Consider the following 25,629-nt stretch of genomic DNA (forward strand, 5'->3'; position numbering starts at 1 on the left):
CTCTCTTTCCTTTCACAGAATATGATATATTTTACCAAAATATGATAGCAAACGCAAAAATACGAATGTACGACTATGTATTTTGCATCTATGATAAGGGTAAGAATGATAAGAAAGTGGGGTGTTTACACATGAACATTTATTGTAATCCTATCAATTTCGGATACCGCTATCAGTTCAACGGCACACAGAAGAATGGCGTGACTGCTTCGCGTGAGGCTGCGGATCCATCCATGATCTACTTTAAGGGAACCTACTATATCTTCCCTTCCATGACCGCCGGCTTTTTGCATAGCAAAGATATGGTAAACTGGGAATTATTTACAACGACCCATCTGCCGATCTACGACTATGCACCGGATGTCCGCGTTTGTGGCGATTATCTTTATTTCTGCGCATCCAGCCACGACAAGGGTATCTACTATCGCACCACCGATCCTTTTTCTGATACTTATGAGACATTTGACGGAGCCTTTCCTTTCTGGGATCCCAATCTCTTTGTAGATGATGACGGCAGATTCTACTTTTTCTGGGGATCTTCAACCTCGGAGCCTTTGTATGGGGTAGAACTGGATCCTGCCAGCATGCAGCCGATCGGGAAAAAACAGGCACTCTGTGAGATTGATACCGAGATCAAAGGCTTTGAGAGAAACGGAGAAAACCACAAGCCAAGCCATACACCGGAGGAGCAGGCAGGCATCCTTGCCATGATCGAAAGCCAGCCTATGCCGGAAAGCATGAAGGAAGCCGCAAAGAACTACTTGCTGGAACTGCCTTATATGGAAGGCGTCTGGGTCAATAAGCATGCCGGAAAGTATTATTTACAATATGCTACGCCTTCTTCCGGTCATAATATTTATAACGACGCTGTTTATATCAGTGATGCGCCACTCGGTCCTTATGCTCTGGCACAGAACAATCCTTATTCCTACAAGCCGGGCGGATTTTTACCGGGTGCCGGACACGGCTCTACCATGGAGGATGAAGAAGGCCGCATCTGGCACACCTCTACCATGCGTATCTGCAAAAACCATAACTTTGAACGCCGTATCGGTCTATGGTCTGCCGGATACGATGCCAACGGCGATCTTTTCTGCAACCAGAGATACGGCGACTGGCCACAGGATATGGATGCCTTGAAAGCAGATCCTTGGGCGGATCCAGAGTGGATGCTCTTATCCTATGGAGCCGGGGCTTCTGCTTCTTCTGTTTCAGAGAAAAAGATCGAACCGGATCCTACGGCACAGAGAATGGGAAAGACGGTTGAGATCGTCACAGATTATGCTCCGGCAAATGCCACGGATGAAAATGTCCAGACTTGGTGGAAAGCCGCATCAGAGGATGAAAAACCTTGGCTGCAGATCGATCTGGGAAAGGTCTATGATATCCATGCCATCCAGATCAACTTTGCAGATGATGCCTTTACCCCGGATCCTTTGCCGGACGACTTCCATTTAAATGAGGCCCTCATGCAGCAGCGTTGGATTGATACCGATCCGCAAAAGACCCGCTGGTTGTTGGAAGGCTCTGTGGACGGCACGCACTTTTTCACCATCACAGACAAACGAAATGCAAATACAGACCTACCGCATGATCTGATCGTTTCCGAGGATGGCATAGAGGCGCGTTTTATCCGTCTGACCGTCACAGAACTGCCATACGATCAGACTCCTGCCATCAGCGGTCTCCGCATCTTCGGCCTGGGAGATAGCCCAAAACCGCAAAAAACCGCCGAAGTTACTTTTGAACTTACGACGGCTCTTGATCTTTGGGTAAATTGGGCTGCATCGGATGATGCCAGCGGTCATGTCATCAACTGGGGCTATGCGCCAGATAAACTCTACCACTCTTATATGACCTTTGATGACTCCGTAGAAATCGGAGGACTTATCAAAGACCAGTCACTCTTCCTGCGCGTGGATGCCTTTAACGAAAGCGGCATCACAAGAGGCGACATCTTAAAGGTTCGTTAAATTCATACTGGCAAATGTAGGCTTCACGCAAGTGAGGCCTACAAAACTTTAAAACCGCCAATAGCAATATCTGTCTTTCTAGAACCGTGCCAACACCTGATCTAACTGATCCAGCATTTCTGTTCCCATTCCGGCAGCGCCCGCATATTTTTCCATTATATCGCGCAGGCTCATATCCATCATCTGCGTTGGCATACGATCCAATCCCATTTTCTCACCCAAATCTTTAACAATCGCTGCATTCGATCTCAATTCACGCACTGTGGAATAGGTGCTATAAGACTTCTTAAGCGCTGTCTTTACCTGATACGTTATCTCATACGTACCAGAGCCCACATGGCATACACCATCACATACATCTGCAAATAAAGGATTTTCCTTATCCGCATAAGTGTCTTCTACCGCATCCGCAAGTACAATGTCAGCACTTGCATCAAATGGCACTTGCACAGAAAGGCTTACCTGCGTCGGATCAACAATCTTCCATGCCACTTTATAATTACCTGCTGCACTGTCAAAATTTCCTGCCGCTTCCTTCAGATTCCAGTTATAGGATGGAGCGATGTTCAAATGTTTTGCACCAGGATCTGCTTCATCCACACGAAATCCCAACACATAGCGGTAGACCCACTCCACTACAGATCCATAGGAATAATGGTTCAAACTATTCATTCCCGTACTTGAGATATGCCCTTCTTCATCCAGACTGTTCCAACGTTCCCATACGGTTGTTGCTCCCAGTAAGATCTCATGTAACCAGCCCGGATATTCCTCATTTAATAGGAGAGTGTAAGCCAGATCATTCATGCCATTATCTGATAGTGTCGGACACATGATCGGCATACCTGTAAATCCGGTCTGTAATTTATTATCGTTTGCAGTAAATAATTTTTTCAACATATCACGCGTCAACGCGACATTATCGGAAAGCCCATATTTCAATGCCAGCAGAAGACCTGTCTGCGTCTTGATACAGCATCTGCCCGTCTGTGAGAAGTACTCTTTTTTCACTTCAGCAAACTCACGTTTTGCAAGTTCATTGTATTCTTTTGCATCATCTTCTTTTCCAAGAACTTCTGCGGCTTTTGCTACAATTTCAGCACTCGCAGCATAGTAGATATTTGCGATATAGCCTTCTTCCGTACCGCCCATGACCTCATCTGCCTTGCCTGACGGATTATCCAGTGCCAGCCAGTCGCCATAGTGGAATACATGGCGCCATCCGTGATCATCACCGTCAAGGCGTCGGATATATTCGACCCAGGCCTTCATGCTTTCATACTGATCTGCAAGGATCTGCTCATCCCCATAAAACTTATACATATTCCATGGAATGATACATGCTGCATCTCCCCAGACGCAGGCACAGGTATGCACACCGACCGATGGCACCACATCTGGCACCATGCCCTCCAGATCTATTTGCTCCGTATACATATCATGCAGATACTTGCGGTAAAATGCATAGGTATCTCCATAAAATGTCGCTGTCGGCGAAAAGACCTGTGTGTCTCCGGTCCAACCCATACGCTCATCTCTCTGCGGACAATCCGTAGGCACATCCACAAAATTTCCTTTCATTCCCCAGCGAACATTTGAAATCAATTGGTTGACAAGTTTGTGCCCGGTTGTGATGTCACCCGTATAAGCCACATCACTATAGAGTGCCAGCCCTGTAAAATCCTCTGTTTTCAGATTGCTGACTCCTGTGACCTTGACATAGCGATAGCCATAAAAAGTAAAATGCGGCTGTATGACTTTCTCGCCGCCACCGCAGATATAAATATATTCCGACTTTGCGGTTCTAAGATTCTCATTATAAAAGCATCCATCCTGCAGAACCTCACCTGTCTGGATATGAATCTTGGTTCCCCGGGCTTCATGAACACGCAAGGTAAAGATACCTGCAAAGTTCTGTCCCATGTCAAAGACCTCTTCGCCCTTTGGTGTGTGAATCAATTCTTGCGGCTGCATCTGCTCATGAACCACAACCGGAAGACTATACCGGGCAGTCAGATGCCCTCTTGGAATCTGCTCATCTTTCTCCGGCTGACTGATATCATCTACCATCTGTCCGTCCGTCTTTCCTGCTGCGGCAAGTTCTTCAAAAGTACGACAAAGGATAACCGGCTCTACTGCAAGATCTTCCAGTGTCTGATCCACCTGTTCACCATCATAGATAGATGCATATGTGATCCGGCTTCTTTCGATCTGCCAGGTCTCATCCGTTCCAATGATCTCCTCTGTACCATCCGCATAGGTAACTACCACTTCCGCTATTAACTTTTTAGCGTTTCCAAAATAACCTTTTTCCTCATGTGCGCTAAAGCCAAAACGTCCGCCATACCAGCCGTTTCCCAAAAGAATACGCAGTTTTCCTCCATCTTTTACCTGCTCAGTCACATCATAAGTCTGATACTGAACCCAGCGGTTATAGTTATTCTGATATGGTGTTAAATATTCGTTGCCAATCTTTTCGTCATTCCAATACGCCTCATAAAGTCCCAGACCACACACATAGAGTCTCGCTTTTGCGACCTCTTCTTTGGCAGCAATGTCTTGTACAAAATAAGGATGTCTGGCCTGTTCAGCGGCACAAGTGATCCATCTTCCGATCCATGCCTCGTCCATTTTTGCTGTCTCAAAAAATTGCGGCGCACTAACAGTCACTTCATCCGCATCAGATGCCAACTCAAGAGTCCAGTAGTAGCGCGTCCGCGGCTCTGTCTTAAAATCGATCTTGTAACCCAGACTATTTGCCTCCCTGTCTTCCCCCGAATCAAACAAAATCTCCTGCATGACCTCATCTGCCGCAATGCGCAGCCTGGCATACTTTTGTGCCTTTCCTTTGGCCTCTTTTACTTTCCACGAAAAGGACAGTTTCCCTTTTCCCAATGCATACCCCAATGGATTACTCAGGTGATTGACCTGTAATGCATAAATTTCCATGGCTTACCTCCTCAATTGTCCTACTTTTCTTTTAATATAGCACAGAAGACACTACCCATACTATCTTTAATACAGTCGGAAAAATATGGTGATATAAAACCTCTTATTTTCCCACATAATCCTGCCAACGCCATTCATCCTTCCAGTCGATAAAAACCATCCCCTGTGGGTATTCCTCACACGCCTCTACAAATCGAATTGGCAGCCAGACATAATCAGCAATGGAAGTATTTCTTCCCATATCATCTATTCGCGAAAATTCCGGCATCTGACGTATGCGGCTTTTTTCTTCCTCGGTCCCGGAAAATAATTTATCGTAAACTTTTGCATAGAATTCGTAGTCTAAATCCATGCAATCCGGACACCAACGGTCTGCCGCCGCAATATATAAATCTTTTGTTCCCTCCACCTTGAAGATACAAGAGATCTGAGAGTGAAAGGATGTATGTGAAACATCCTCAGGATGCGGATCTCCCAGCACCATATATGGACCGTGCCAACTATCTGCCACAGCCACCTCTGACGGATTTGGCAGATATCCACTTGTTCCGGATGTCAGCAGATAATGTTTGTGTTTATGGAACAGATGGGCTGTTGCTTCTCTGACATATGGAGGATGTGGATGTGGAAAATGTGCACTGTAAAAACCTGTTACATCTGTATATTCCTCATTAAGATCCGCACAGATCGTCTCAGAATGTACACGTTCAAAATAATAATAGGCCTTTCCGTCTTCTGCAACAGCCAGATCAAAATCCCCCGCACTCATACCAAGTGGACGAATCCCCTGATTCACGAGCGTATAGGGACCAGTAATCTTGTCTGCCGTTAATACGGCTTCATCCTGATGTCCCTCTTTGTGCATGATCTTTACCCAACAAACGTATTTTTCTGTTCTTTCGTTATAGATAATATGCGGTCGATCCAACATACAATTCGTGGGATTTAAAGGCGAGTTCTCATCTTCCGTATCCGGAGGAATCACTAAGCCAAGATCCTCCCAGTTATATAAGTCATTTGACCTGTAAAAACGGATACCATAGGTCCAGACATCATTTGTTCCATCCGTAAATTCCTTGTTTTCTCCGTACCAATAATAAATGCCATCAACATAAATGACAGAACCGCCGTGAGCCTGAATGCGTTTTCCCTCGGTATCCAGCCATACTTGTCCCGGTCTAAAAGAATCGTACATATTCCCTCCTACTCAACGCGAGCCACAAAAACTCTATCTCTGCTCTTTATAAATGCATCTTCTGTCACAGAAAAACTACTTTCCAGGCGGATATCCTCAGAAGATGATCCGATCCGTAGTCTGATCTCGCCCTTTTCTATCTTCCACTGCATATCCTCGTCTAAGAATGCCATCTGGGACGGAGAAACCTCCACCTGAATCTTCTTAGTTTCCTGTGGCTGCAATGTCACACGGGCAAAACCGATCAATTCCTGCATTGGTCTTGCCAGTGATGCATAGACATCCTTGCCATAGATCTGTACAATCTCGGTTCCTGCAAGATTTCCTGTATTGGTAAGGGTAAAAGATAGTTGCACTGTCTCATCCGGTGCGACTTCTTCCTTATTGCAGGAAAGATTGGAATATTCAAAGGTCGTATAGGATAGCCCTCTGCCAAACGCATAACGTGGTCTGTGGGAACAGTCTACATAATTCTTAAATCCGATACTATCCCCCTGACTCCAGGCAGAGCCATTGTACAGATTATACTGTAGCGGCAACTGTCCGGCGTGAATTGCTGTTGTTACCGGCATCTTTCCACTTGGATTGTTGATACCAAGCAAAGTCTCCGCAATCGCCTGTGCCCCCATCTCCGATGGATTCCAAGCCTCAATGATGGCATTTAAGTATTTGTCTGCAATATCGCTGGAGATCGGTCGTCCATTCATATGCACGCCGACCATAGGAATCTTTAATTCTGCCGCTTTTTGGATCAGAACATCCTGACAGATCGGCAGATTGATATTTGTTCCATCCACGCCCTCGCCCATAGAAGATACCGAGCAGGAGCCATGCTTGCCGCCCAGCATAAAGATGACCAGATCTGCTCCTTCCATAGCCTTTAACGCCTCCGCATGATGGGAGCAGTCATCCCCGGCTATCGGATAGCCATAGGTCCATACGACTTCTGTCTCCGGCATCATTTCCTGCATTTCTTCTAACAGACTCCTACAATCCGGTTTCTGCAAACGAAGCAGATTGTCCATTTCCTCAATATCATCACTCTGGATATTGGTTCCCGGGATCAACTGATATCCGGCATTTGTAATTGCTGTTTCAATATCCACGCCCGCCATGGCATTGTATGCCGCAAATGGTGCCTCAGCCATGGAAAGATGGGTATATCCTCCAAAGAAAAAGCGGGCATTTTTTGCCTGCGGACCAACTAGCACGATCTTCTTTGTATGATTCTTGACCGGCAATGTGCCATCATTTTTCAAAAGTACCATAGACTCTCTGGCAGACTGTAGGGAAATCTTTTTATCTTCTTCTGTATTGCCATAAAATTTTTTCTCTAATTCCTGACCGGTGTAGGCAAAAGGATGTTCAAAAAGCCCCTGACGGAATTTGGCGGTCAAAGCCTGTTTTACCGCCCGATCCAGATACTGCATATCGTATTCCCCAGACTTGAACTTGGCGATAAAGTCATCATTGTATGCCTCTCGCATCGGCAATTCTACATCCATGCCGGCACGGATAGATGCATAACCTGCCTGATCCATGGTCTCATAAAGTCCCTGAAAACGATGCTGATTTCCGATTGCACCGTAATCTGCCAGAACTTCCCCGTCAAAACCCATCTCCTCACGCAAGACCTGTGTCAGCATCTTTTTATTGGAAGAAGATGCACTGCCACCCGAAGTGCAATAGCAAGGCATGACACCACGCAGATTACCGTCTTTGATGGCAATCTGAAATGGCTTTCCAAACTTTTCGATCATTTCCCGGTCACTCACAGATACATCTGCACCATGGATACCGCCAGTCGACTTGTGAAATCCCATAAAATGCTTGGCACAGGCATCACAACGTCTGCCATTGTCCGCGTCTACATGATCCTGTATGCCCCTGGTATAGGATGCCCCCATAATGCCATTTAGCGTCGGGTCTTCACCATAAGTCTCGCCCTCGCGTCCCATTCTCGGATCCTGTGTGACATCCAGAACCGGTGCCAAAACCTGTGTGATTCCAACTGCCTGTTCCTGACGACTGACGATTTTCCCGATTTTTTCTTCCAATTCCACATCAAAAGAGGAACCTCTGCCAATGCCTGATGGAAAACTCATGGCATCCTGAATAAAGGCTCCGCAAAGCCCCTCCATATGAAAAGTTGCAGGGATATGATGTGGACTTTTTTCCATGACTTTCTTTTGTATTTCTATCTGCCAGTCCACACACTCACGCATGGTCTTTTTCTGGCGCATCTCAAGTGTTGATACCTGTCCGATACCATAGTCAATCTGTCCCGGTTCATCCACCTGTTGTGCCCAAATACCGGAAACCTGATACACTTTTTCCTCTACTGACAAACGCCCAAGCAGATCCTCTGCCCTTTCTTCCGGTGTCAGGGATGAATCTAAATATTTTTCACTCATATACATAACCTCACTCATTTCATCATGATATCTTTATCTTATCTGCTTACTTTAAATCACTCTATCCAGCATTCCGATACTTTTTATCCGAAATCCGATAGGCAGAATCTAACTTAAAAAATCCGCTTCTGCTTCCACTTTCCACTGTAAAAACGCCCCGCCGACAACATGGCTGACAAAACCGCTGCCGGAATCATGCTATACCAGATACCCATATGCCCCAAAGAAAGCCAACTTGTACAGGCAAACATAAAGAGGATATTGGCAACAACCTCAACCACTCCATTCCACAAGGTAAAAAAGGCATCGCCTGCTCCATTGAGCGTCGCCTTAAAAATATAGATAATCTGACGGATCAACATACATGCGCCATTGATCAGCAATCCCGGGATTGCCAATCCAGCAATCATCGCATCACCCACAAACATCGCTACCAAAATCTGTCTGCCGGCAAGAATGATAGCCATGCAGACAAGGGAATATATACTTGTGATGTATAAACTACGCCGACAGCCCCGGTAAATACGATCGTATTTTCCTGCGCCGGTATTCTGCCCGGCAAAATTAGCCATCGCCATGCCGTAATAGCCAAATGGCAGCATAAAAAATTCATTCAAACGACATACAATCGTATAGGCTGACATGACCTGACTGCCAAAGGAATTGACAATTCCCTGACATACCACTCCCGAAATGGATGCCATGGCGTTTTGCAATGCCAAGGGGATCCCTAATTCACAAATTTTCTGGATCAGATGCCAGTCCGGTTGCATATCCTGCCCCTGTAACTGCATACAGGCAAGATGTTTCCTGCCGTGCAGCCAAAGACCAATCACAGATACACCTTGTGCCACAACAGTCGCGATCGCCACACCTGCGACGCCCATAGAAAAATATAGACCAGCACAATATCCATCCCTACATTGATCAGGCTGGATATGACAATATAGATCAGGGGTGTGACCGAATCTCCCAGAGCACGCAGAATCTGGGAAATCGTGTTATAGGCGGCTGTAATCACCATAGCCCCACAGACCAGTCGCATATAAACCAATGCGTAGGTCAGATTTTCTGCCGGTGTTCCCATAAGAAGCAGGATAGGACGGGCTAGGATCAAGCCAATCAGTCCCATAACAAGCCCGGATGCCAATGTCACATAAACCGAATTTGCAACCACCTGCTTTAATTTCTTTTCGTCCCCGGCACCGAAGGACTGGGCAGCGCAGATATTGACACCGCCGGACAATCCGACGCAAAGTGCCATAAAGAGATTGACAATACCTGCCGCGGCTCCCACAGAACCGAGGGCTACAGGGCCAACATAGCGTCCGACCACGATGGAATCGACAAAAGTATATAATTGTTGAAAGGCCGCACCGACCAGCATGGGAAGCATAAATCGCAGAATCTGCATCACCTCATTGCCCTCGGTCATATGTATGGTCTTGCTTGATTTCACTCTATAGCCTCCTCATTCTGTGTATTTATATGTTTTTATGCTTCTTCCATTACTTCTGCATTTTGTCTGCGTTCCTCATTTTCTTTTCGCATACCATCAATCTTTTTATCCAGAGTATAGAACTTCAAGCAGAAAAGAACCACGGCAAAGAAAGCCGCAGGAATCAAACTGTAAAGCAAACGGATCATCATAAGGGCAGAATCCGGTAAAACTGCTGTATCTCCAGCACTTCCGACGTAACCGGATGCAGCCATAAGTACCCCACAAAGGAAGGTTCCGATAGCAGAACCGATCTTATTGGCAAAACCATTTATACTTCCCAGTGTTCCTTCCATACGAGGTCTGCCACACCATTCATTGTAATCTGCACACTCAATGATCAGAAGCGGTCCCATCATAGAAATCGGTAAAGTTCCCATTCCCATCAAAATATTACCGGTTGCCAACAACGCCATATTATCCTTTGCAAGGAATAAAACAAGACCCGCTACGATATAGAAAACACATCCTAACTGAATCAGGTTTTTTACACTCATTTTCTTCAACATAGCCGGATATGCAATCATGGTAAGCATGGCAACAACCGTAAAGAGTGACATAATTCCCATCAGGCTTAAGTTCTTTACAATATAGGTAAAATAGTAAACCGATACACCAAAACCAGATATAATCTGTGCCACCAAAGTAACCAGCGCTACAAAATAGATGTACTTATTCGTTTTTAAAAGAGTAATAACTTCTTTGAAATTAACACTTGCACTTCCGGCATCCACATCATATTTCTCCGGTACAAAGAAGAAGCGGAGGATTCCAATAATAGCAAGTGGTGCTGCAAGCATAAGAATCATATGGCTCCATTTTCCGGCATCTGTACCTGCATTTGCCATCATAGTCGGGAATACCACATTAAAGACTGCAACACCAGCGACCGTTACCAAACCTCCGATGGAACTCAATTTGACATAGGTCTGCTGACTATTAAATGCTCTTACCATATAGGCTGTGTTATTTGCATTTAGTAAAGTATTAAATACTGACTGTGCCATAGTATATGCCACAACGACCCAAACACACTTTGCCACCGTTGACAAAGATGTTGGCACAGAAAATACCGCCCATGTTGCGACCCAAAGACCAATAATAGCAAATTCGTAAGGTCTTGCCTTGCCCAACCTGGTATGTGTCTTATCAACAAGATAACCTGCCAAAATATCGGTCACACCGTCAAAGATCTTGGATGCCATGAGCAGTGTTGCAACTAAGGCTGCATTTAATTCTAAAACATCCGTGCAATAAAATACGATATAACCGATCAGCACTGCCTGAATACCGGCGGACATAGTTCTAAAGTTCCATGTCCAGAATTTTAATATTCCAACTTTTCCCTTTTTCTCTTCTTTCATTTCTGTTCCCATTCTTAACCCTTCCTTCTCTTATGGTAAATCTACTCTACAATGACCTTCACACGATCTAAGTTCTTGCACTGGGTGAAGATGTCGCCGGCATCGCCATGACGGTTGCTTGCCACCTTGATAACCGGATAATAGATACCCGGCTTGGTGAATACATGGTCTGCTTCAATCTTGTATGTAGTATCATCCACTGCCTCGATGACCTCATCATTGGACCAGTCATTTGTCTTTTCATAATCCCATGCTGCATGTGTTACTTTTCCAGCCTTGGGCGGAACTTCGATCACTGCCTTGAAGCATATGTTTTCACCGACTTTTGCTCTGGTCACCTTGCCGTCATAGTCGCTTTGTCCTGCTGCATTTTCTACTACTGCTGATACAACCGGCTGCATGCCGCCACGCTCTTTTGCCCCCTTTGGCAAAGTAATCTGTCCGTCTGCATAGGTATAATTCATGGTATCAAACGGCTCGATCCCCTTTTCACACCATGCAGCCACATCCAAGAGTGCCTGATGCAGAGTTCCTAAATAATCTACCTGATTTTGCGGATCGTCCAGATAACCCGCACGATCGTCATGGATACTATTGTCATGATAGTAGAGGCGGAAATGGTCCTGCTCATCAATACCACAGCGTCCGATCGCCTTGCGATACCAGTCTCCATGCCATGGGCAGGCACTTTCGTCCATCATGGAACATATGCCGATTACCTTGCCATGGATATTTCCCGTCGGCATCAGTCCTGCACCACTGATGGCTGTCATTGGTGCCACCAGCATAGGCAGTTGTGTGTATTTCGGACTGCCGTCCTCATTGCGAAACTGATCATACACATCATAAGTCTCGTCCGGCAACTGATGTCTGTGGAAACACTGCATGGCAATAGCATCGCCATTGTCAATCATAACCTGATCTCCCGGCTTCAACTCTTTGAAAGGATTTTCATGCTTGCCGTCGTTCTCCGGATGGAGTTCCAGCATATTCCCATCTATACTGCTAATATTGATTTCCTTTCCTGCACATGCACCATCTAAGACTTTAAAACGACAATGATAGGTATAGGTATCTGCCGGTATTGCATCCTTCAAATATATATGCGGTAATTTTTCTCCACCAAGGATTGTATTAAGCCAACTGGTATCCACCGTATTTTTTTCTTCTTCTGATAATTCCGGTTCCGCATAGTCATAGTCCAAATGCTCCACTGTCGTCACAAGTTTCATATGGGCTCTAGCCTCATTACTCTCAGGGTCTGCCCCTTCATAGCCTTCCTTTTCCCAGAAATCCTTAAAGTAAGTAGGAAACATCTGATAAACTGCCGGAACCAGTACCATGAGTGCACCGTCTCCCATATATGGATAATCAAACCATGCTTTGGGTGGAAATCCCATGCTGGTCGCCTCTTTTAACGCCTGCTTCTGGTCTTCGTTTAAGCCCTCATAGATGTCACCGCTCCCGCCGGGCTCCTGCGCTGTAACGACTTTTTGCATACCTTCTTCGCCGAGCAGACGTACTGCACGCATACGCGGTGCAAAGACATTTGGTGCTGCCATTGGATTTGCCATCACATAAGGAACCGCTCCATCCCAAACGCCATCCGTTCCCTCAATACAGCCCATAACCTTGAAAGACCCGCCACTGCCGCCAAAGACATAACCATAAGGTCTCTCCTCTGCCTCATAAATGCGTTTTGCAACTTTTCGCGAAAACTCTGCCGTATTTGCACTGACCTTATAAAGGCGGCTGGAGTCTCCTCCTAACATAAATCCGCCCTGATTGGAAACCACAAAATATGCTCCATGTGTGAGTGCAAAGGCAATTTTATTATCCTCGCCCGTCTGACTTTCTGTCGCATTTTCACTTTCCGGTGCCGGAGACAAATACTGGAAAAATCTACCCTCATATTTCTCTTTTTCCGGGAAATATAAGGCAAATCGCGCCTCACTTTCGCCATTGATATCCGTACCATGGAATCCACCATGCACATAATAATGACGAACTGGCGTATCGCGCCATTCCTCAACATCAATGTATGGATCTCTGAAATACGGATCTTCTGCCGGTACATATAATTTATCTTCCATCTTTCTTCACTCCTTTGAAATGGTTTTCAATAACGTTATCTTGTAAAAAAAAGATAGCATATGAAAATTTTTGATTATGTCATTTTTTTCTTGTTGTTGATAATTTTTTATGATATATTCCAAGAAAAAGCGCTATGGAAAGAAGGCACCCATATGTTAGAAAATTTGACCAGACAGGAATTAGATGAATATACGCTTGCCACCGGCATCCCCATCCATATCTTTTATGAGCAGGAGATCCGCTACAGTTCCAATATTGCCGCACAGATCCAGTTATATAATCTTCCTCTCTATCTTTTGTCCAGTCTGCCAAAGGAACTCCCGGATACCTGGATTACTACAACAAGAGAAAATCTTTATTTTGGAGGACTGCGAATTCAAGAAACCGGTGAAATTCTACTTTTTGGTCCCTTCCTGCTTACAGATTGCACCCTAAAACAGGCAAAAGCCATCTTGGCGCGCTTAGGACAAGAAAAAAGAGATGCCATGGACTTCCGTCAGCAATTGAACTTGATCCAACATATTGACGTGCCACAACTGCGGCACCATGTATCTCTTTTGTATTTGCTGCTAAACCATTGTACTGCGCCGGAAATTTCCAGCATTTCTTTTACTTGGGAACATCTCGTCCCAGCACAACTCCCGGTAATTTTAAACGACGAAGATCAAGACAAAAATGCAGCACAATCTGCCTATGTAGAAGACCATATTGTAGATTGTGTAAGACATGGCAAGACAGATGAACTGGTTGGTTTTTTTAATGCTATCCTGTTGGACTCCTCCGGCAATGAACCGGATAACTTTGACCTGGAACTCCGCCGGGGTTACATCTTTGGTGCCAACACCATGTTATCCCGCGTTGCCCGCGCTGAGGGATCAGATCTTGCAACTGTCAATACCATATCCGACTACTATATTGATCAACTGCTTCACGCAAAGAATGTCAATGAGTTGAACTATCTCTTTTACCAGTTTTCCACTCACTACACGGAAGAAGTACGTAAATTAAAGACCCTGCACACCAATTCCATGATCGCCAATCAGGTCAACGCCTATATCCAATCACATATTTACGAAAAACTGTCCACCACGCGAATTGCAGATGCCCTTGGCTTTAGTAATTCTTATGTCTGCAGCGAATTCAAAAAAGCCACCGGCACCACCATTACCAAGCATCTGACCGCTTGCAAGATAAATGAAGCTAAATATCTCTTGGAACGCGGAGAATACTCTGCAACGGAGATTTCGGATATGCTACAGTTTTCATCCGTTACCTATTTTTGTAATACTTTTAAAAAATACAGTGGCATGACACCCTTGGAGTGGAAGAATAAGCAGGAGGCTATCTAAGAAACTCATTTTTACTGGATACAAAAAGTGCACCCTGATATGGATGCACTTTTTTATGGAAGATTATAATTTTTTACTGTTATATAGATTTCTATGCTGTCTTATCCCTTCTCGGTTTTCTCATGCGCTCATAGGCGATATGGATATCACTTTCGGACATTGCCTTTTGTGCGGCTTCTTCCTCCGCCTGATCTACTTGCTCTTGCAAATTCTCCTCGGCTTCATCAAAACGGTCGATGGTCTGATCCCACTCTTTTTGCGTATAAGCCTTTCCACCGATCATGATGGAGTCTGCTTCTTCGATCTCACCCTTGGTTTCCTTAATCTTTCTTTCCATCATAAGGGCATTTAAGATCAGGAACTGGTCTTTGGCATTAAACATGCCGATCACATCAGACAACTGCCCTAAATTATCTTTATTAACAACCAAATATCCCCCACCAGATAATTGGATATTTAAACACTTAGACTTATCCGACGTATCTCCCAGATGCAACTGGTTCTGCTTCGTATCCAGACGGAAGATAACGCCATTGTAATTGATTTCTCCATCTTTTGCCAGATAATCATATGGCGCATGTCCGCCGCTCATATCGCGGTTCGGCAACTGGATCGTATCTGCGAAACTGTCGTCCTGCCGCTTTGCGCTCTTTAAATTTTGAATGTTTTGCGTATTTCTGATGTCGTTGATTCCTAATTCCATACCTTCTCCTTTTTGCCGATTATAGTGTCATTACCTTTTATATCGGCAGAAAGCATGAAAAATGTAGTTTACCGTCCGTTTTACCCTGCAGTTACTATAACTTTCTTCCCAGAAAAAGCAATTCCTAATTTCATCAGTTCCTTCGTTCCCTCATTTCTCATTTCATCCGCATAATGTTTCGAATCAATCTGTACTAATGCCTTTTCCGAAAGACTTTGTAATTCCCTCTCTGAAAGATCTCTTGCCCATTTGAGTTCCATGATAATGCCCGGATACTTTTTCTCTTTTGGAATCAACCCGATGTCATAACGACCTTCACCCGCTTCCCGGTTGGAACGTATCTTGTATTGATTGTCTAATAAAGCCATCAAGCCTAATAATAAGCCATGATAGAACCCTTCTGCCCCTGCATCATAGAAACTGATCGTTTTTTTCATGTATTCCATAATTGCGGTTTGCAGTTTCGCCATATCATTTACATACAGACTTTCTGCGATTTTATTTGCTGTAGACTGTGTAATAAGTCCCACTTGTAGCAAATGTGAAAGAACCTCTCCTTTATATACCGCTGCAATTTCCTTATTGGGAATCGAAATCTGACACATAAATGCTCCGTCCGGTTGTAATTCCTTTTTGACCGCCTTTAAATATCCGGCAACCATCAACAGGCTATAGACATTCGCCGGCTCTTCCGTTAGTGAACGATAGACAACATTTTGATTGATACATGCCAATACCGTTTCTCCTTGCAAAAGTGCAAACAATCTTTCCGTAATATCATCTGTTGCTTCCCGCAAAACATCCGCAAGTATCTCATTCTTACCTGTATTTGCCCAATATGCCTGTGGTCTGCATCCCTTTGCAATATAATTAATGACCGACCATGGATTGTAGATTTCTGTATCACCAAACAGATAGCCGTCATACCATTCCTGTAACTCAGTCTTTTTCTCCGCCACATCATAATATGACAGCATCTTGTCAACCTCACTTTCCGTAAAGCCGAAGAACCTATCATATTCTGTATCCATCACAGAATTGACTGTCAGATTATTGAGTCCGCTAAAGATACTCTCCTGCGCAATCCGTAAAATTCCTGTCAAAAATCCGTATGAAAGATTCCTGTTGTCCTTAAAAGCCCCAGAGAAGAAATTGCGCATAAAGCCAACAATATCTTCATAAAAATCCTTAGCATAGCCCTCTTGGATCGGGATATCATATTCGTCAATAATAATGATTGGGGCAATGCCATAATGCTTATGCAACATTCTGGAAAGATTCTCCAATGCTGCGGTCAATTCCACGCTTCCTGCTGTCCCCTGTAAAACTGCCCGAAAATAATCACGTTCATATTCCTCTAGTTTTTCACTTGTCAGAAGTTGACTATGTCTTCCAAACTCATCCTGTAAAAGTCCGCGGATCTTATCCATCGTGGCATCCCATGAATCAAATTTAACATCTTTAAAGGTCAGAAAAATCACCGGATATTTCCCTTGATACTTGGTATAATCTTCTCCTGCCTGCCAGATTTCCTTGTCCCTGAAATAAATGCTTGTATCCTCCTCTGATATTTCAAAGAAAACACGAAGCATATCCATATTCAAGGTCTTTCCGAATCTCCTTGGTCTGGTAAACAACGAAACAAGTGGCTTACGATCAATAAATTCTTTAATCAGCATGGTCTTATCGACATAATAATATTCTGCCTGTGCTCTTACATAATCAGAAATGCCGATAGGAAGAGGTTTCTTCCTGTAAGATTTGCCATTATTTTCTACTGTTGTTTCCCTTCGACGCAAGTCTACAGGTCGAACCACATCATCTGGAATCTGCCAACTTTTACCGACTTTTGCAGCACCAGCAATACGTCCCTGTTTACATAAATTTGCTATGCTACGCTCCGACATCTTCCATTCTTTTGCAATTTCCTTGCAGGTTTTCATAATGCTCACTCCGTCTCAATCTTATATAACACTAGTTTATATCCTTATATCGCAAATTATACCTCACTTTCCGCAATATATCAATTTACAGTTTGCGGAATAATCATTATAGTTTGCGGTTTGCGAAATATAACATCATGATCGCCAAAAAAGGAGAGCAATTCTCTTTGCCCTCCTCTCATTCCATTTTGGAATACGTTATACAATCAAATCTACGTGATTAACGGTGCCTACCTCGCCACTGCTTTCGTGGAGGTAAATTCCTGTCTTTTTGATCTCGCCATTTAACTTATGGTCGTCATCCTTTAAAGAAAACTGTGTATCCGCATTTCCAAGATATATGGCACCAACATCTGCATCCTTTAAACTGATCAGTTTGTCCTTGCCGTCCTCATCTTTTGTCCAGATCTTTAACTGGGAGAAAATGGCATCATTTTCATCGATCCAGCCATTGCCATCCGCATCATAGGCTGCCAGATCCTTAAAGCCGTCTCCGCTCTTGGTTCCGAATAATTCGGATCCATCATTGATCTTTCCATCGCCATTGCGGTCCAATGCCAGAAATCCGCTGCCCTTGCCCGCAAAAGAAATCTCTTCTTCTTTGCCATCCGTATCCAGATCAAAGAAGAATTTCTGATCGGACACACTGCCGATATCCGTATCCAGATTGATCATCAGAGGATCTGTCTTGATGTAAGACTCCACTTCCAGACTGTTGATACTTGCCGTAAATGCCCGCGACATGGAGACCTCCATATTAAAATTGATGTCCCTGCCGTCTACTGTACGCACGATTCCGCTGGTTGCAAAGGTCGTAGACTCTGCCTCGGTATAGAAACCGGAAGTCGCCGTCACCCTCTGCCAGATGGTGCCGCTGCCCGTCGTCCCGATCACCGGAAGTTCTGATCCCATACTGCTACCATCACTGCCGCTTGAACTCCAGGAACTTTCCATATCCTGATTGCGGTAAAATGGAGAACGCAGATCCAATACATTGTTGGAATCCGAAGTGGCAAGCCCGGAATCCATAAGGCTCTTGCCCTGACGCAAAAGTTCAAACATCCGCTTGATCATCTCCAGTTTGATCTTGTACTGATCAGACATTTCCAAGCGTCCGCTTCCGTTGGTCCTATTTGTGCTCTTGGTCCGCTCCAGCATCTCCTTTGCGGAACGTTCTTCATTTTCTTTGCGCTTTTGCGCGGCTTCCTGCTCCTGCTGCTTTTTATATTCCAGCATACTGGTCCGGTAATCTGCCCCGTCCATTTCCTCGGATTTTGTAAAAATTGCCCCTGCAAGATTTTTGGATGCTGCCGCCTCCATGGTCATAGACTGTTTGTAGGAAAATTTTGTTTCCTGATGGCTGGATGCCATCGCCACATTGCTGCTTGCTATCCTCATATTTTCGCACCGCCTTTCCGCTCCCTCTCTCTGTAACATACATATCGGCGGATGGTGCGATTTCATTAACCCGGGATCCTTGCAAGTTCTTTCCGTCTGCTTCTATCCCAACCATGGCATGTTGTCTATGTCCTTTTTATCCTAAATGCTTAAGCATAGCGTTTCGCCTTCTTCAAGGAAACAATCCCCACAATGAGCAGGATCGGGAAGATGATCCCCGCCAGAATTCCTTTTTTCAGATCATCCGAAGCCAGACCTGTGACAAAACCGACGAGTGTCGGACCACCGGAGCAGCCGACATCACCCGCTAACGCCAGTAGGGCAAACATGGCAGTTCCGCCATTTCGCAATGCCGCGGATGCCTTGCTGAAAGTCCCCGGCCACATGATACCGACAGACAGTCCACACAAGGAACAGCCGATCAGAGAAAAGAGTGGCGACGGTGAGAGCGAAATGCACAAGTAGGAAACAATGCAAAGCAGACTGCTCGCCTGCATAAATTTATCCAGATCGATCCGGTCACCAAACTTGCCGTAAAATGCTCTGGCACTTCCCATCAGGATGGCAAATGACATCGGACCTGCCAGATCTCCGATCGCCTTGCTCACGCCCAAGCCCTGCTCCGCAAAGGTGGATGCCCACTGACTGACCGCCTGCTCACTGGCCCCGGCACACATCATCATAAGCATCAAGATCCAGAAGATACGATTTTTACACAGTTCCCACAGGGACATACCTATTTCCCCTTCTTCGATCAATGGCGCGATCGGCACCTTGCAAAAAAGGATGCCATTGCAGACCGGAATAATGACCCATAAAAGGGCTAAGATCTTCCAGTCTGCAATGCCGAAAAACCAGAAAAAGAGGGTGGATAGCAGTACCACGCCGACATGCCCCCAGCAATAAAAGGAATGTAAAAGACTCATTGCCTTTTCCTTATTTTCACTCGGACAGGACTCCATGATCGGGCTGATCAGAACCTCGATCAGACCGCCGCCGATCGCATAAATGACCACGGCGATCAAAAGCCCGGCAAAGGCATTTGGCAAAAGATCCGGCAATACCACCAGTCCTGCCAGACCAAGCGCAGCAAAAATATGAGCCATTACGATCGACACCCGATATCCTATCTTGTCGACAAACTTTGCCGATAAAAGATCCACCAAGAGTTGGATACCGAAATTGAAGGTGATCAGCATAGTAATCTGGCTCAAAGGTATTCCATAAGAACTTTCAAAAGTTAAAAATAATAGGGGAACGAAGTTATTTACGATCGCCTGCACGATATATCCCACAAAGCAGGCATACATTGTATTTTGATATTTGTCTTTCATTTCTGTTTTCTCCTCGCAAACATCCTATCATTTTAAAATAAGAACCGCAATTTAAAATTAACAACAGAATCTGTCGTCAGTCCGTTCATGTATGCGCGCTGCCCTTTCCAGCGACCCGGAACACCCACTGGACTCCATCCGGCAGATATTCCCTATATAATATAAGCATTTTTTGACATTTGGGAAAAACTATGCTACTTTTAGTTAGTAATGACTAACCAAAAGAATGCATAAGGAGATGGTCTGATGACACCGGAAGAATATAAGAAACTTTCCATCAAAGAATTTACTGAGGCAGCCAAAGTCTATGACAGCGGACACGCCGGTATTTATGAAATGTGCAAGGATGATTATCCTCCGATCCTGGCAGAACTGGAAAAGGAGGCATTTACAGATGTCCTCGATTGCGGTTGCGGCACCGGTCCCATGCTCGAACTGCTCCATGACAAATACCCGGACAAACACTATGTCGGACTGGATCTTACGCCTGAGATGATCCATGTCGCACAGGCAAAAAATCTCTCCAACACGGAGTTTCTGGTCGGCGACAGTGAAAATCTGCCTTTTGATGAAGGAACTTTTGATGCGATCATCTGCTCCAATAGCTTCCATCATTACCCGAACCCGCAGAACTTTTTCAGCAGCGCCTACCGCGTCCTGCGCAGGGGCGGTCGCCTGATCTTGCGGGACTATACTTCCTCTGATTTTGTGGTCTGGCTCATGAACCATATCGAAATGCCTTTGGCAAATCTGTGCGGACATGGCGATGTGAAAATCCTCAAGGCTACCGAATTTACCGCTATGGCTGAAAACGCCGGTTTTACGGTTCTTACCATGGAAAAACAAAAAGGCTTCCGCGCTCACTTAGTCGCACGCAAAATGAAACGCATTGACTTTGAAACGGAACCATAACTAGGAACCGCGGGCTTTATCACCATGCTCTGTACCGTGTTACCGGAACTCAAAAAGATGGAAAAATCACAAAGGCAGTTCTAAATACTTTCTTCCGCTATCATAGGCTGCCCCCAGTTTCTCATAAAAAGCGAGCGATGGCGTATTCCAATCCAGACAGGACCACTCCATCCTGCTATAGCCCTCCGCCTTTGCTCTCTTTGCGACCGCATCAAAAAAGTATCTGCCAAATCCATGCTTACGGTATTCTGCCTTGATATAAAGATCTTCTAAATGTATGCCGCCACAGGCAGCAAAGGATCCAAAGACCGGATAATAGATGGCATAGCCGATGACCTTTTTCTCATATTCCAAGAGCAGGATCGTCGCGATCTTTCGCTCAAAAAGCCAGTAAGACAAGGATTCCTGTGTCCCCGTCATATCTTCCGGGCGCTTTTCATATTTTGCCATCTCCCGGATCAGTTCCTGCACCAGAGCGATCTCATCCGCCCGTGCTTCACGGATTTCCAGTGTATCATTCATGTTAATTCTCCTTAAACCTCTTCATCATTTCATTAGTCAGGCTGAACTCGCCCGGCTGCAAGACAATGTCCTCTCTTTGCACCCACTCGGCGTACTTTAATTCCTCAGGATCCATGGTGATTCTGTCGTCTCCGTCCACATCACAGTAAAAGCCAAGCAGGATATCATTGGCGGTTCCCCACGGCTGCGACTTATAGTAGCGGATATTTTTGACCCGGATGCCTGCTTCTTCCATCACTTCTCTTTGCACGGTTTCCTCCATGGTCTCGCCGATCTCCGTAAAGCCCGCGATCAGGGCATTGTAGCGAAAGCCGGTTCGGTAGCGGGTAATGAGCAATTTGTCTCCATTGGTCACCCCAACGATCACCGCCGGCATAATGCGCGGATAGGCGGTGTAGTGGCAGGCAGGACAGACCATGGCTCTCTCCGTTTTGGAATGTTGCATCTCATGCCCGCATCTTCCACAAAATTTCGTGTCCCGATACCAGTCTGCCAGATGCTTGCCGGTCACTGCTGCAAAAAGTGCCTCGTCCGGTCCTATGCCCTCTTTTCGCAGACTCTTTTCATCCACATAGGCATAGCCCTCCGGTATGTCTTTTTGCTCCAAAAGATGGTCGCACAGAAAATACCTGCTATCATCTATGGCAAAGAGATAGCGAATGTCAGCAACATACTCGTCTGCCAGATCCTTGACTCTTGGAAACCGCAACTCGTTTTCCTCAAAACAAGTCTCCTCCACTAAGATCCTGCCATTTACAATGCAAAGCAGCGTATCTTCCTTTTTCGTCTGTACGCCCGGATCATAATGGTTGTTTAATTGATGTGGGTAAATATCCTGTATCATAAATTCTCCGATCTTATGCTATTTTAAATACCTGCAAGAGCAAAAGCCATGCCAAACCATAGTAAGTCACTACTGCCACCAGGTCATTGACCGTCGTGATGAGCGGACCGGATGCCACTGCCGGATCCACTTTGATCTTGTGAAAAAGGATCGGCACCAGCGTTCCCACCAGACTGGAAATCACGATCGCTACGATCAGTGCGATACCAACACAGCCGGAAATGAGCATTGCCATCGCAAACGGATAGCCTTTAAACAGGCTGATGTAAATTCCCAGACAAACCAGAGCCATGATCCCCAGCAAAGACCCATTGCAGAATCCAACTTTCATTTCCTTGCCGATCAGGCGGATCTTATCTTTGCCGCTCAACTGTTCATCCATCAGGACACGAATCGTAACCGCAAGCGACTGCGTGCCGACATTTCCCGCCATGTCAAGGATCAGGGACTGAAAGCAGATCACGACCGGCAGGACGGCGACGACACCCTCAAAGGCTCCGACAACTGTGGATACACCCATACCAAGAAACAAAAGGATGATCAACCATGGCAGACGTTTTTTAATACTCTCTTTGGTGCTCTCGTTTAAGTCTTCCTCTGCGGACAGACCAGCCAGTTTTGCATAGTCCTCGCCCAACTCGTCATCCACAGCCTCGACTACATCCTGCGCCGTGATGATACCAATGATCTTCTTATCCTTATTTAAGACCGGCAGGGAATCCTCCGCATAATCTTTGATCTTTTCGATACTATCGGAGATCTTTTCATGGTCCAGCAGATAGGGATAAGCATAACTGATCAGTGAATCCAGCGCCACGTTTTCCCGCGCAACGATAAGGTCTTTGAGGTCGATCGCACCACAGAAACGCCCCCGGTCATCTACCACATAAAGGGTCGTGATATTATCATTTTCCCCTGCCTGCTGCACCAATTCGTGCATAGCCTGACGGATACTGAGATTTTGTTTGATGCGGATATAATTGGTCGTGATCAGGCTTCCGATCTCATCCTCATCATAGGAATTGATGAGAAGGATATCCATTGTCTTCTCATCATCCAGCATAGGACGGAGTTTGACCTTTACGCTCTCGTCAATGTCTTCCCAGAGATCAACGGCATCATCCGCCTCCATCTCATTGATGATCTCCGCCAGTTTGTCTATGCCGATCTCCTCGATATAAGGTGCCGGATCATCCACATAGGACATGATCTCTGCCAGCCACTTGGCATCCAGCCCGCTGTATAAAAGATTGCGCTCTGCGCGGTTTAGGTATTTCAGACTCTGCGCTATATCATTATCATGATAAGCCCTGAGTTGTTCCCGCATTTCATCCATAGACTTGGATACCCGGATCATAACGGCAATCTCTTTTTCAAAAGTTGGTTCTTTTAATACTTCTTTTCTCATCATAAGCCTCCTTCTTCCCCTAAAAAAGGGCATAAAAAATCCATCGTAACTCAGACGTTACACAAACTAAAGTTGTGATTTCGTTCTGACGATGGATCAAGGCTTATCTTGTATTTCAAAAATGGCGCACCTACAGACATTTGAAATAGCGTGTAAGTCCAGATCCATCATTATATGTACTTGAACTTCGACTATCACAACTGTCCATATGTTTCGCCTCCTTTAACTCATAAACTTTTCCGCGCTGATTATAGCACCATCCCGGACCCAGTTCAAGTTATTTTTCCTTTAGATGAATAAGATTGATTTGTTTATTCCTTTTTTCATAAATAAGAATCTCCTCCAAGTTCCGATTTTAAATTACTTTAGGCTATCGGGATTGCACTTCTTTATCATTTGGCCATGCTCTCCGAAGAGCCACATAGGATATCAAAAAATTTGCAAACCAACCTGCTGGTACAGCAAGCCAGACAAATACAATACCAAAACGAGGTGCACAAATCAAAGCAACCGACAAGCGGATCGCCAGGTTCACCATATTTGCAATAAGGAACGGGCGCATGATTCCAAGACCACGAAGAACCCCATCGGTTGCCATTTTGATTCCCATAAAGATGAAGAAGTAACCGAGCCATCTCATATAACCCTCAGATACCTGATAAGCCAGGGCAGTTCCATCTTTACCAAGGAATAGCGAGGAAATCTGCGTATGCAATGTTTCAATGACTATAAAAGCAAGAACTGCAAAACATACATCTAACACCAGTGCAGCGTGATATCCTTTTTTGATCCGTTCCATTTTCTTTGCACCAAGATTCTGGGAAACATATGGGGAAACCGCATTGCCAATGGATACAAATATCAATGAAAAAACATTCTCTACCCGCATCGTCGCCGCATACCCCGCAAGTGCCTGTGTACCGAAAGGATTTACGACAGCCTGTACGATCATCATACCGATGGACACGGTAGACTGCTGAAGAACCGAAGGTACAGCAATTTGAAGCATGGAATGTAGTTCCCGCCTGTCGAACCAATCAAAGCGACTTTTATATCGATGCATCCGGCTAAGGAAAAGGAATAGTGAAAACACCGCCGAAATCCCCTGTGCTATAAGAGTTGCAAGGGCTGCACCAAACACACCTAGACCAAGTCCTGCCACCATCCAAAGATCCATAAAAATATTTAAGATTGACGAGAATACCAGAAGTCCCAATGGAATTTTTGATTCACCAATGGAAGTAAACATGTTGGAAAGAATGTTATACATAAACAGGAACGGAAAGCCCACAAAATAAACCCGTAGATATAACACTGCATCATTCAGTATATCGCCAGGGGTTTGTAATGCCCTCATCATCGAGTGTGAAAAACAAAAGCCAAAAACACCAAGAACTATGCTTAGAATTAAAAAACTAAACAAGGACGTTGACACGATGGTCTTCATTTTTCCATACTCCCTGGCACCGAAATAACGGCTCACGAGCACACCGGCTCCGACACCTGCCCCCAGTGCCACACAAATGAAAACATTGGTCAGCGCTGCACAGGCTCCGACAGCTGCAAGTGCAGAGGAGCCAACAAATTGGCCGACGATGATAGAGTCAGCCATATTGTATATTTGCTGAAAAAAACTGCCCAAAATCATTGGCATTGCGAAAACCGTCAACGCTTTTAGAGGCGTATCTGTGATCAGATATTCATCTTTTGACATTATCATATTCCTCCA

Annotated in this window: 18 protein-coding genes; 3 read left to right on the forward strand and 15 right to left on the reverse strand. The window is 45.1% G+C overall.

The features are described from left to right. Window positions 1-131: 131 nt before the first annotated feature. On the forward strand, window positions 132-1,973 hold the full coding sequence (locus tag H8R94_RS06785; protein ID WP_118280704.1) for a family 43 glycosylhydrolase: 1,842 nt from the start codon (window positions 132-134) through the stop codon (window positions 1,971-1,973). A 78-nt stretch (window positions 1,974-2,051) separates the two neighbouring features. Here H8R94_RS06785 and H8R94_RS06790 read toward each other — a convergent pair whose 3' ends face one another. From H8R94_RS06790 to H8R94_RS06820, 7 genes are all read right to left on the reverse strand, one after another. After that, complete coding sequence (locus tag H8R94_RS06790; protein WP_118280565.1) at window positions 2,052-4,922, reverse strand: alpha-L-rhamnosidase; 2,871 nt, start codon at window positions 4,920-4,922, stop codon at window positions 2,052-2,054. Window positions 4,923-5,025: 103 nt separating this feature from the next. Continuing rightward, entirely contained in the window at window positions 5,026-6,117 is a 1,092-nt protein-coding gene (locus H8R94_RS06795) for a family 43 glycosylhydrolase (protein ID WP_118280566.1), read from the reverse strand. Between the two features lie 8 nt (window positions 6,118-6,125). Continuing rightward, complete coding sequence (locus H8R94_RS06800; RefSeq protein ID WP_118534973.1) at window positions 6,126-8,531, reverse strand: glycoside hydrolase family 3 N-terminal domain-containing protein; 2,406 nt, start codon at window positions 8,529-8,531, stop codon at window positions 6,126-6,128. A 113-nt stretch (window positions 8,532-8,644) separates the two neighbouring features. Further along, window positions 8,645-9,418: an MATE family efflux transporter gene (locus H8R94_RS06805; RefSeq protein WP_118280567.1), complete on the reverse strand. Its 774-nt coding sequence runs from the start codon at window positions 9,416-9,418 to the stop codon at window positions 8,645-8,647. Then, the gene (locus tag H8R94_RS06810; RefSeq protein WP_118280568.1) at window positions 9,364-9,990 is read right to left on the reverse strand and encodes an MATE family efflux transporter; all 627 of its coding nucleotides are present in this window, start codon (window positions 9,988-9,990) and stop codon (window positions 9,364-9,366) included. Before H8R94_RS06810 ends, H8R94_RS06805 begins: the two co-directional genes overlap by 55 nt. A 35-nt stretch (window positions 9,991-10,025) precedes the next feature. After that, complete coding sequence (locus H8R94_RS06815; RefSeq protein WP_118280569.1) at window positions 10,026-11,405, reverse strand: MFS transporter; 1,380 nt, start codon at window positions 11,403-11,405, stop codon at window positions 10,026-10,028. A gap of 29 nt (window positions 11,406-11,434) precedes the next feature. Next, window positions 11,435-13,486 (reverse strand): hypothetical protein, encoded by a 2,052-nt coding sequence (locus tag H8R94_RS06820; RefSeq protein ID WP_118280570.1) that lies wholly within the window; start codon window positions 13,484-13,486, stop codon window positions 11,435-11,437. Window positions 13,487-13,639: 153 nt separating this feature from the next. Between H8R94_RS06820 and H8R94_RS06825 the strand changes: the two genes are divergently transcribed. Then, on the forward strand, window positions 13,640-14,836 hold the full coding sequence (locus H8R94_RS06825) for a helix-turn-helix domain-containing protein (protein WP_158575192.1): 1,197 nt from the start codon (window positions 13,640-13,642) through the stop codon (window positions 14,834-14,836). A gap of 91 nt (window positions 14,837-14,927) precedes the next feature. On the opposite strand, the gene H8R94_RS06830 is transcribed toward H8R94_RS06825, so the two are convergent. The 4 genes from H8R94_RS06830 to H8R94_RS06845 form a co-directional block, all read right to left on the reverse strand. Further along, window positions 14,928-15,539, reverse strand: a complete 612-nt coding sequence (locus H8R94_RS06830) for a hypothetical protein (RefSeq protein WP_118280572.1) — start codon at window positions 15,537-15,539, stop codon at window positions 14,928-14,930. Window positions 15,540-15,619: 80 nt separating this feature from the next. Next, window positions 15,620-17,482 (reverse strand): AAA family ATPase, encoded by a 1,863-nt coding sequence (locus H8R94_RS06835; protein WP_118280573.1) that lies wholly within the window; start codon window positions 17,480-17,482, stop codon window positions 15,620-15,622. Window positions 17,483-17,680: 198 nt separating this feature from the next. After that, complete coding sequence (locus tag H8R94_RS06840) at window positions 17,681-18,880, reverse strand: hypothetical protein (RefSeq protein WP_118534971.1); 1,200 nt, start codon at window positions 18,878-18,880, stop codon at window positions 17,681-17,683. Between the two features lie 149 nt (window positions 18,881-19,029). Continuing rightward, window positions 19,030-20,214: an MFS transporter gene (locus H8R94_RS06845; RefSeq protein ID WP_118280575.1), complete on the reverse strand. Its 1,185-nt coding sequence runs from the start codon at window positions 20,212-20,214 to the stop codon at window positions 19,030-19,032. Between the two features lie 246 nt (window positions 20,215-20,460). Between H8R94_RS06845 and H8R94_RS06850 the strand changes: the two genes are divergently transcribed. After that, the gene (locus tag H8R94_RS06850; RefSeq protein ID WP_118280576.1) at window positions 20,461-21,126 is read left to right on the forward strand and encodes a class I SAM-dependent methyltransferase; all 666 of its coding nucleotides are present in this window, start codon (window positions 20,461-20,463) and stop codon (window positions 21,124-21,126) included. A gap of 66 nt (window positions 21,127-21,192) precedes the next feature. Here H8R94_RS06850 and H8R94_RS06855 read toward each other — a convergent pair whose 3' ends face one another. The 4 genes from H8R94_RS06855 to H8R94_RS06870 all read right to left on the reverse strand — a co-directional run bounded on the left by H8R94_RS06855 (window position 21,193) and on the right by H8R94_RS06870 (window position 25,614). Beyond that, window positions 21,193-21,648, reverse strand: a complete 456-nt coding sequence (locus tag H8R94_RS06855; protein WP_118280577.1) for a GNAT family N-acetyltransferase — start codon at window positions 21,646-21,648, stop codon at window positions 21,193-21,195. 1 nt (window position 21,649) lies between these two features. Beyond that, the gene (nudC, locus tag H8R94_RS06860; RefSeq protein ID WP_118280578.1) at window positions 21,650-22,492 is read right to left on the reverse strand and encodes an NAD(+) diphosphatase; all 843 of its coding nucleotides are present in this window, start codon (window positions 22,490-22,492) and stop codon (window positions 21,650-21,652) included. A 13-nt stretch (window positions 22,493-22,505) separates the two neighbouring features. Then, the gene (gene mgtE / locus H8R94_RS06865) at window positions 22,506-23,900 is read right to left on the reverse strand and encodes a magnesium transporter (protein ID WP_186854214.1); all 1,395 of its coding nucleotides are present in this window, start codon (window positions 23,898-23,900) and stop codon (window positions 22,506-22,508) included. A 370-nt stretch (window positions 23,901-24,270) separates the two neighbouring features. After that, window positions 24,271-25,614, reverse strand: a complete 1,344-nt coding sequence (locus H8R94_RS06870; protein ID WP_186854215.1) for an MATE family efflux transporter — start codon at window positions 25,612-25,614, stop codon at window positions 24,271-24,273. Window positions 25,615-25,629: the final 15 nt, after the last annotated feature.

The sequence above is a fragment of the Roseburia lenta genome (assembly GCF_014287435.1).
Taxonomy (GTDB): Bacteria; Bacillota; Clostridia; order Lachnospirales; family Lachnospiraceae; genus Pararoseburia; species Pararoseburia lenta.

Coding starts and splice junctions, on each gene's coding strand:
- H8R94_RS06785 (WP_118280704.1), top strand. CDS start 132: ATGAACATTTATTGTAATCCTATCAATTTCGGATACCGCTATCAGTTC.
- H8R94_RS06790 (WP_118280565.1), bottom strand. CDS start 4,922: ATGGAAATTTATGCATTACAGGTCAATCACCTGAGTAATCCATTGGGG.
- H8R94_RS06795 (WP_118280566.1), bottom strand. CDS start 6,117: ATGTACGATTCTTTTAGACCGGGACAAGTATGGCTGGATACCGAGGGA.
- H8R94_RS06800 (WP_118534973.1), bottom strand. CDS start 8,531: ATGAGTGAAAAATATTTAGATTCATCCCTGACACCGGAAGAAAGGGCA.
- H8R94_RS06805 (WP_118280567.1), bottom strand. CDS start 9,418: ATGGGCGTCGCAGGTGTGGCGATCGCGACTGTTGTGGCACAAGGTGTA.
- H8R94_RS06815 (WP_118280569.1), bottom strand. CDS start 11,405: ATGGGAACAGAAATGAAAGAAGAGAAAAAGGGAAAAGTTGGAATATTA.
- H8R94_RS06820 (WP_118280570.1), bottom strand. CDS start 13,486: ATGGAAGATAAATTATATGTACCGGCAGAAGATCCGTATTTCAGAGAT.
- H8R94_RS06825 (WP_158575192.1), top strand. CDS start 13,640: ATGTTAGAAAATTTGACCAGACAGGAATTAGATGAATATACGCTTGCC.
- H8R94_RS06830 (WP_118280572.1), bottom strand. CDS start 15,539: ATGGAATTAGGAATCAACGACATCAGAAATACGCAAAACATTCAAAAT.
- H8R94_RS06835 (WP_118280573.1), bottom strand. CDS start 17,482: ATGAAAACCTGCAAGGAAATTGCAAAAGAATGGAAGATGTCGGAGCGT.
- H8R94_RS06840 (WP_118534971.1), bottom strand. CDS start 18,880: ATGAGGATAGCAAGCAGCAATGTGGCGATGGCATCCAGCCATCAGGAA.
- H8R94_RS06845 (WP_118280575.1), bottom strand. CDS start 20,214: ATGAAAGACAAATATCAAAATACAATGTATGCCTGCTTTGTGGGATAT.
- H8R94_RS06850 (WP_118280576.1), top strand. CDS start 20,461: ATGACACCGGAAGAATATAAGAAACTTTCCATCAAAGAATTTACTGAG.
- H8R94_RS06855 (WP_118280577.1), bottom strand. CDS start 21,648: ATGAATGATACACTGGAAATCCGTGAAGCACGGGCGGATGAGATCGCT.
- nudC (WP_118280578.1), bottom strand. CDS start 22,492: ATGATACAGGATATTTACCCACATCAATTAAACAACCATTATGATCCG.
- mgtE (WP_186854214.1), bottom strand. CDS start 23,900: ATGAGAAAAGAAGTATTAAAAGAACCAACTTTTGAAAAAGAGATTGCC.
- H8R94_RS06870 (WP_186854215.1), bottom strand. CDS start 25,614: ATGTCAAAAGATGAATATCTGATCACAGATACGCCTCTAAAAGCGTTG.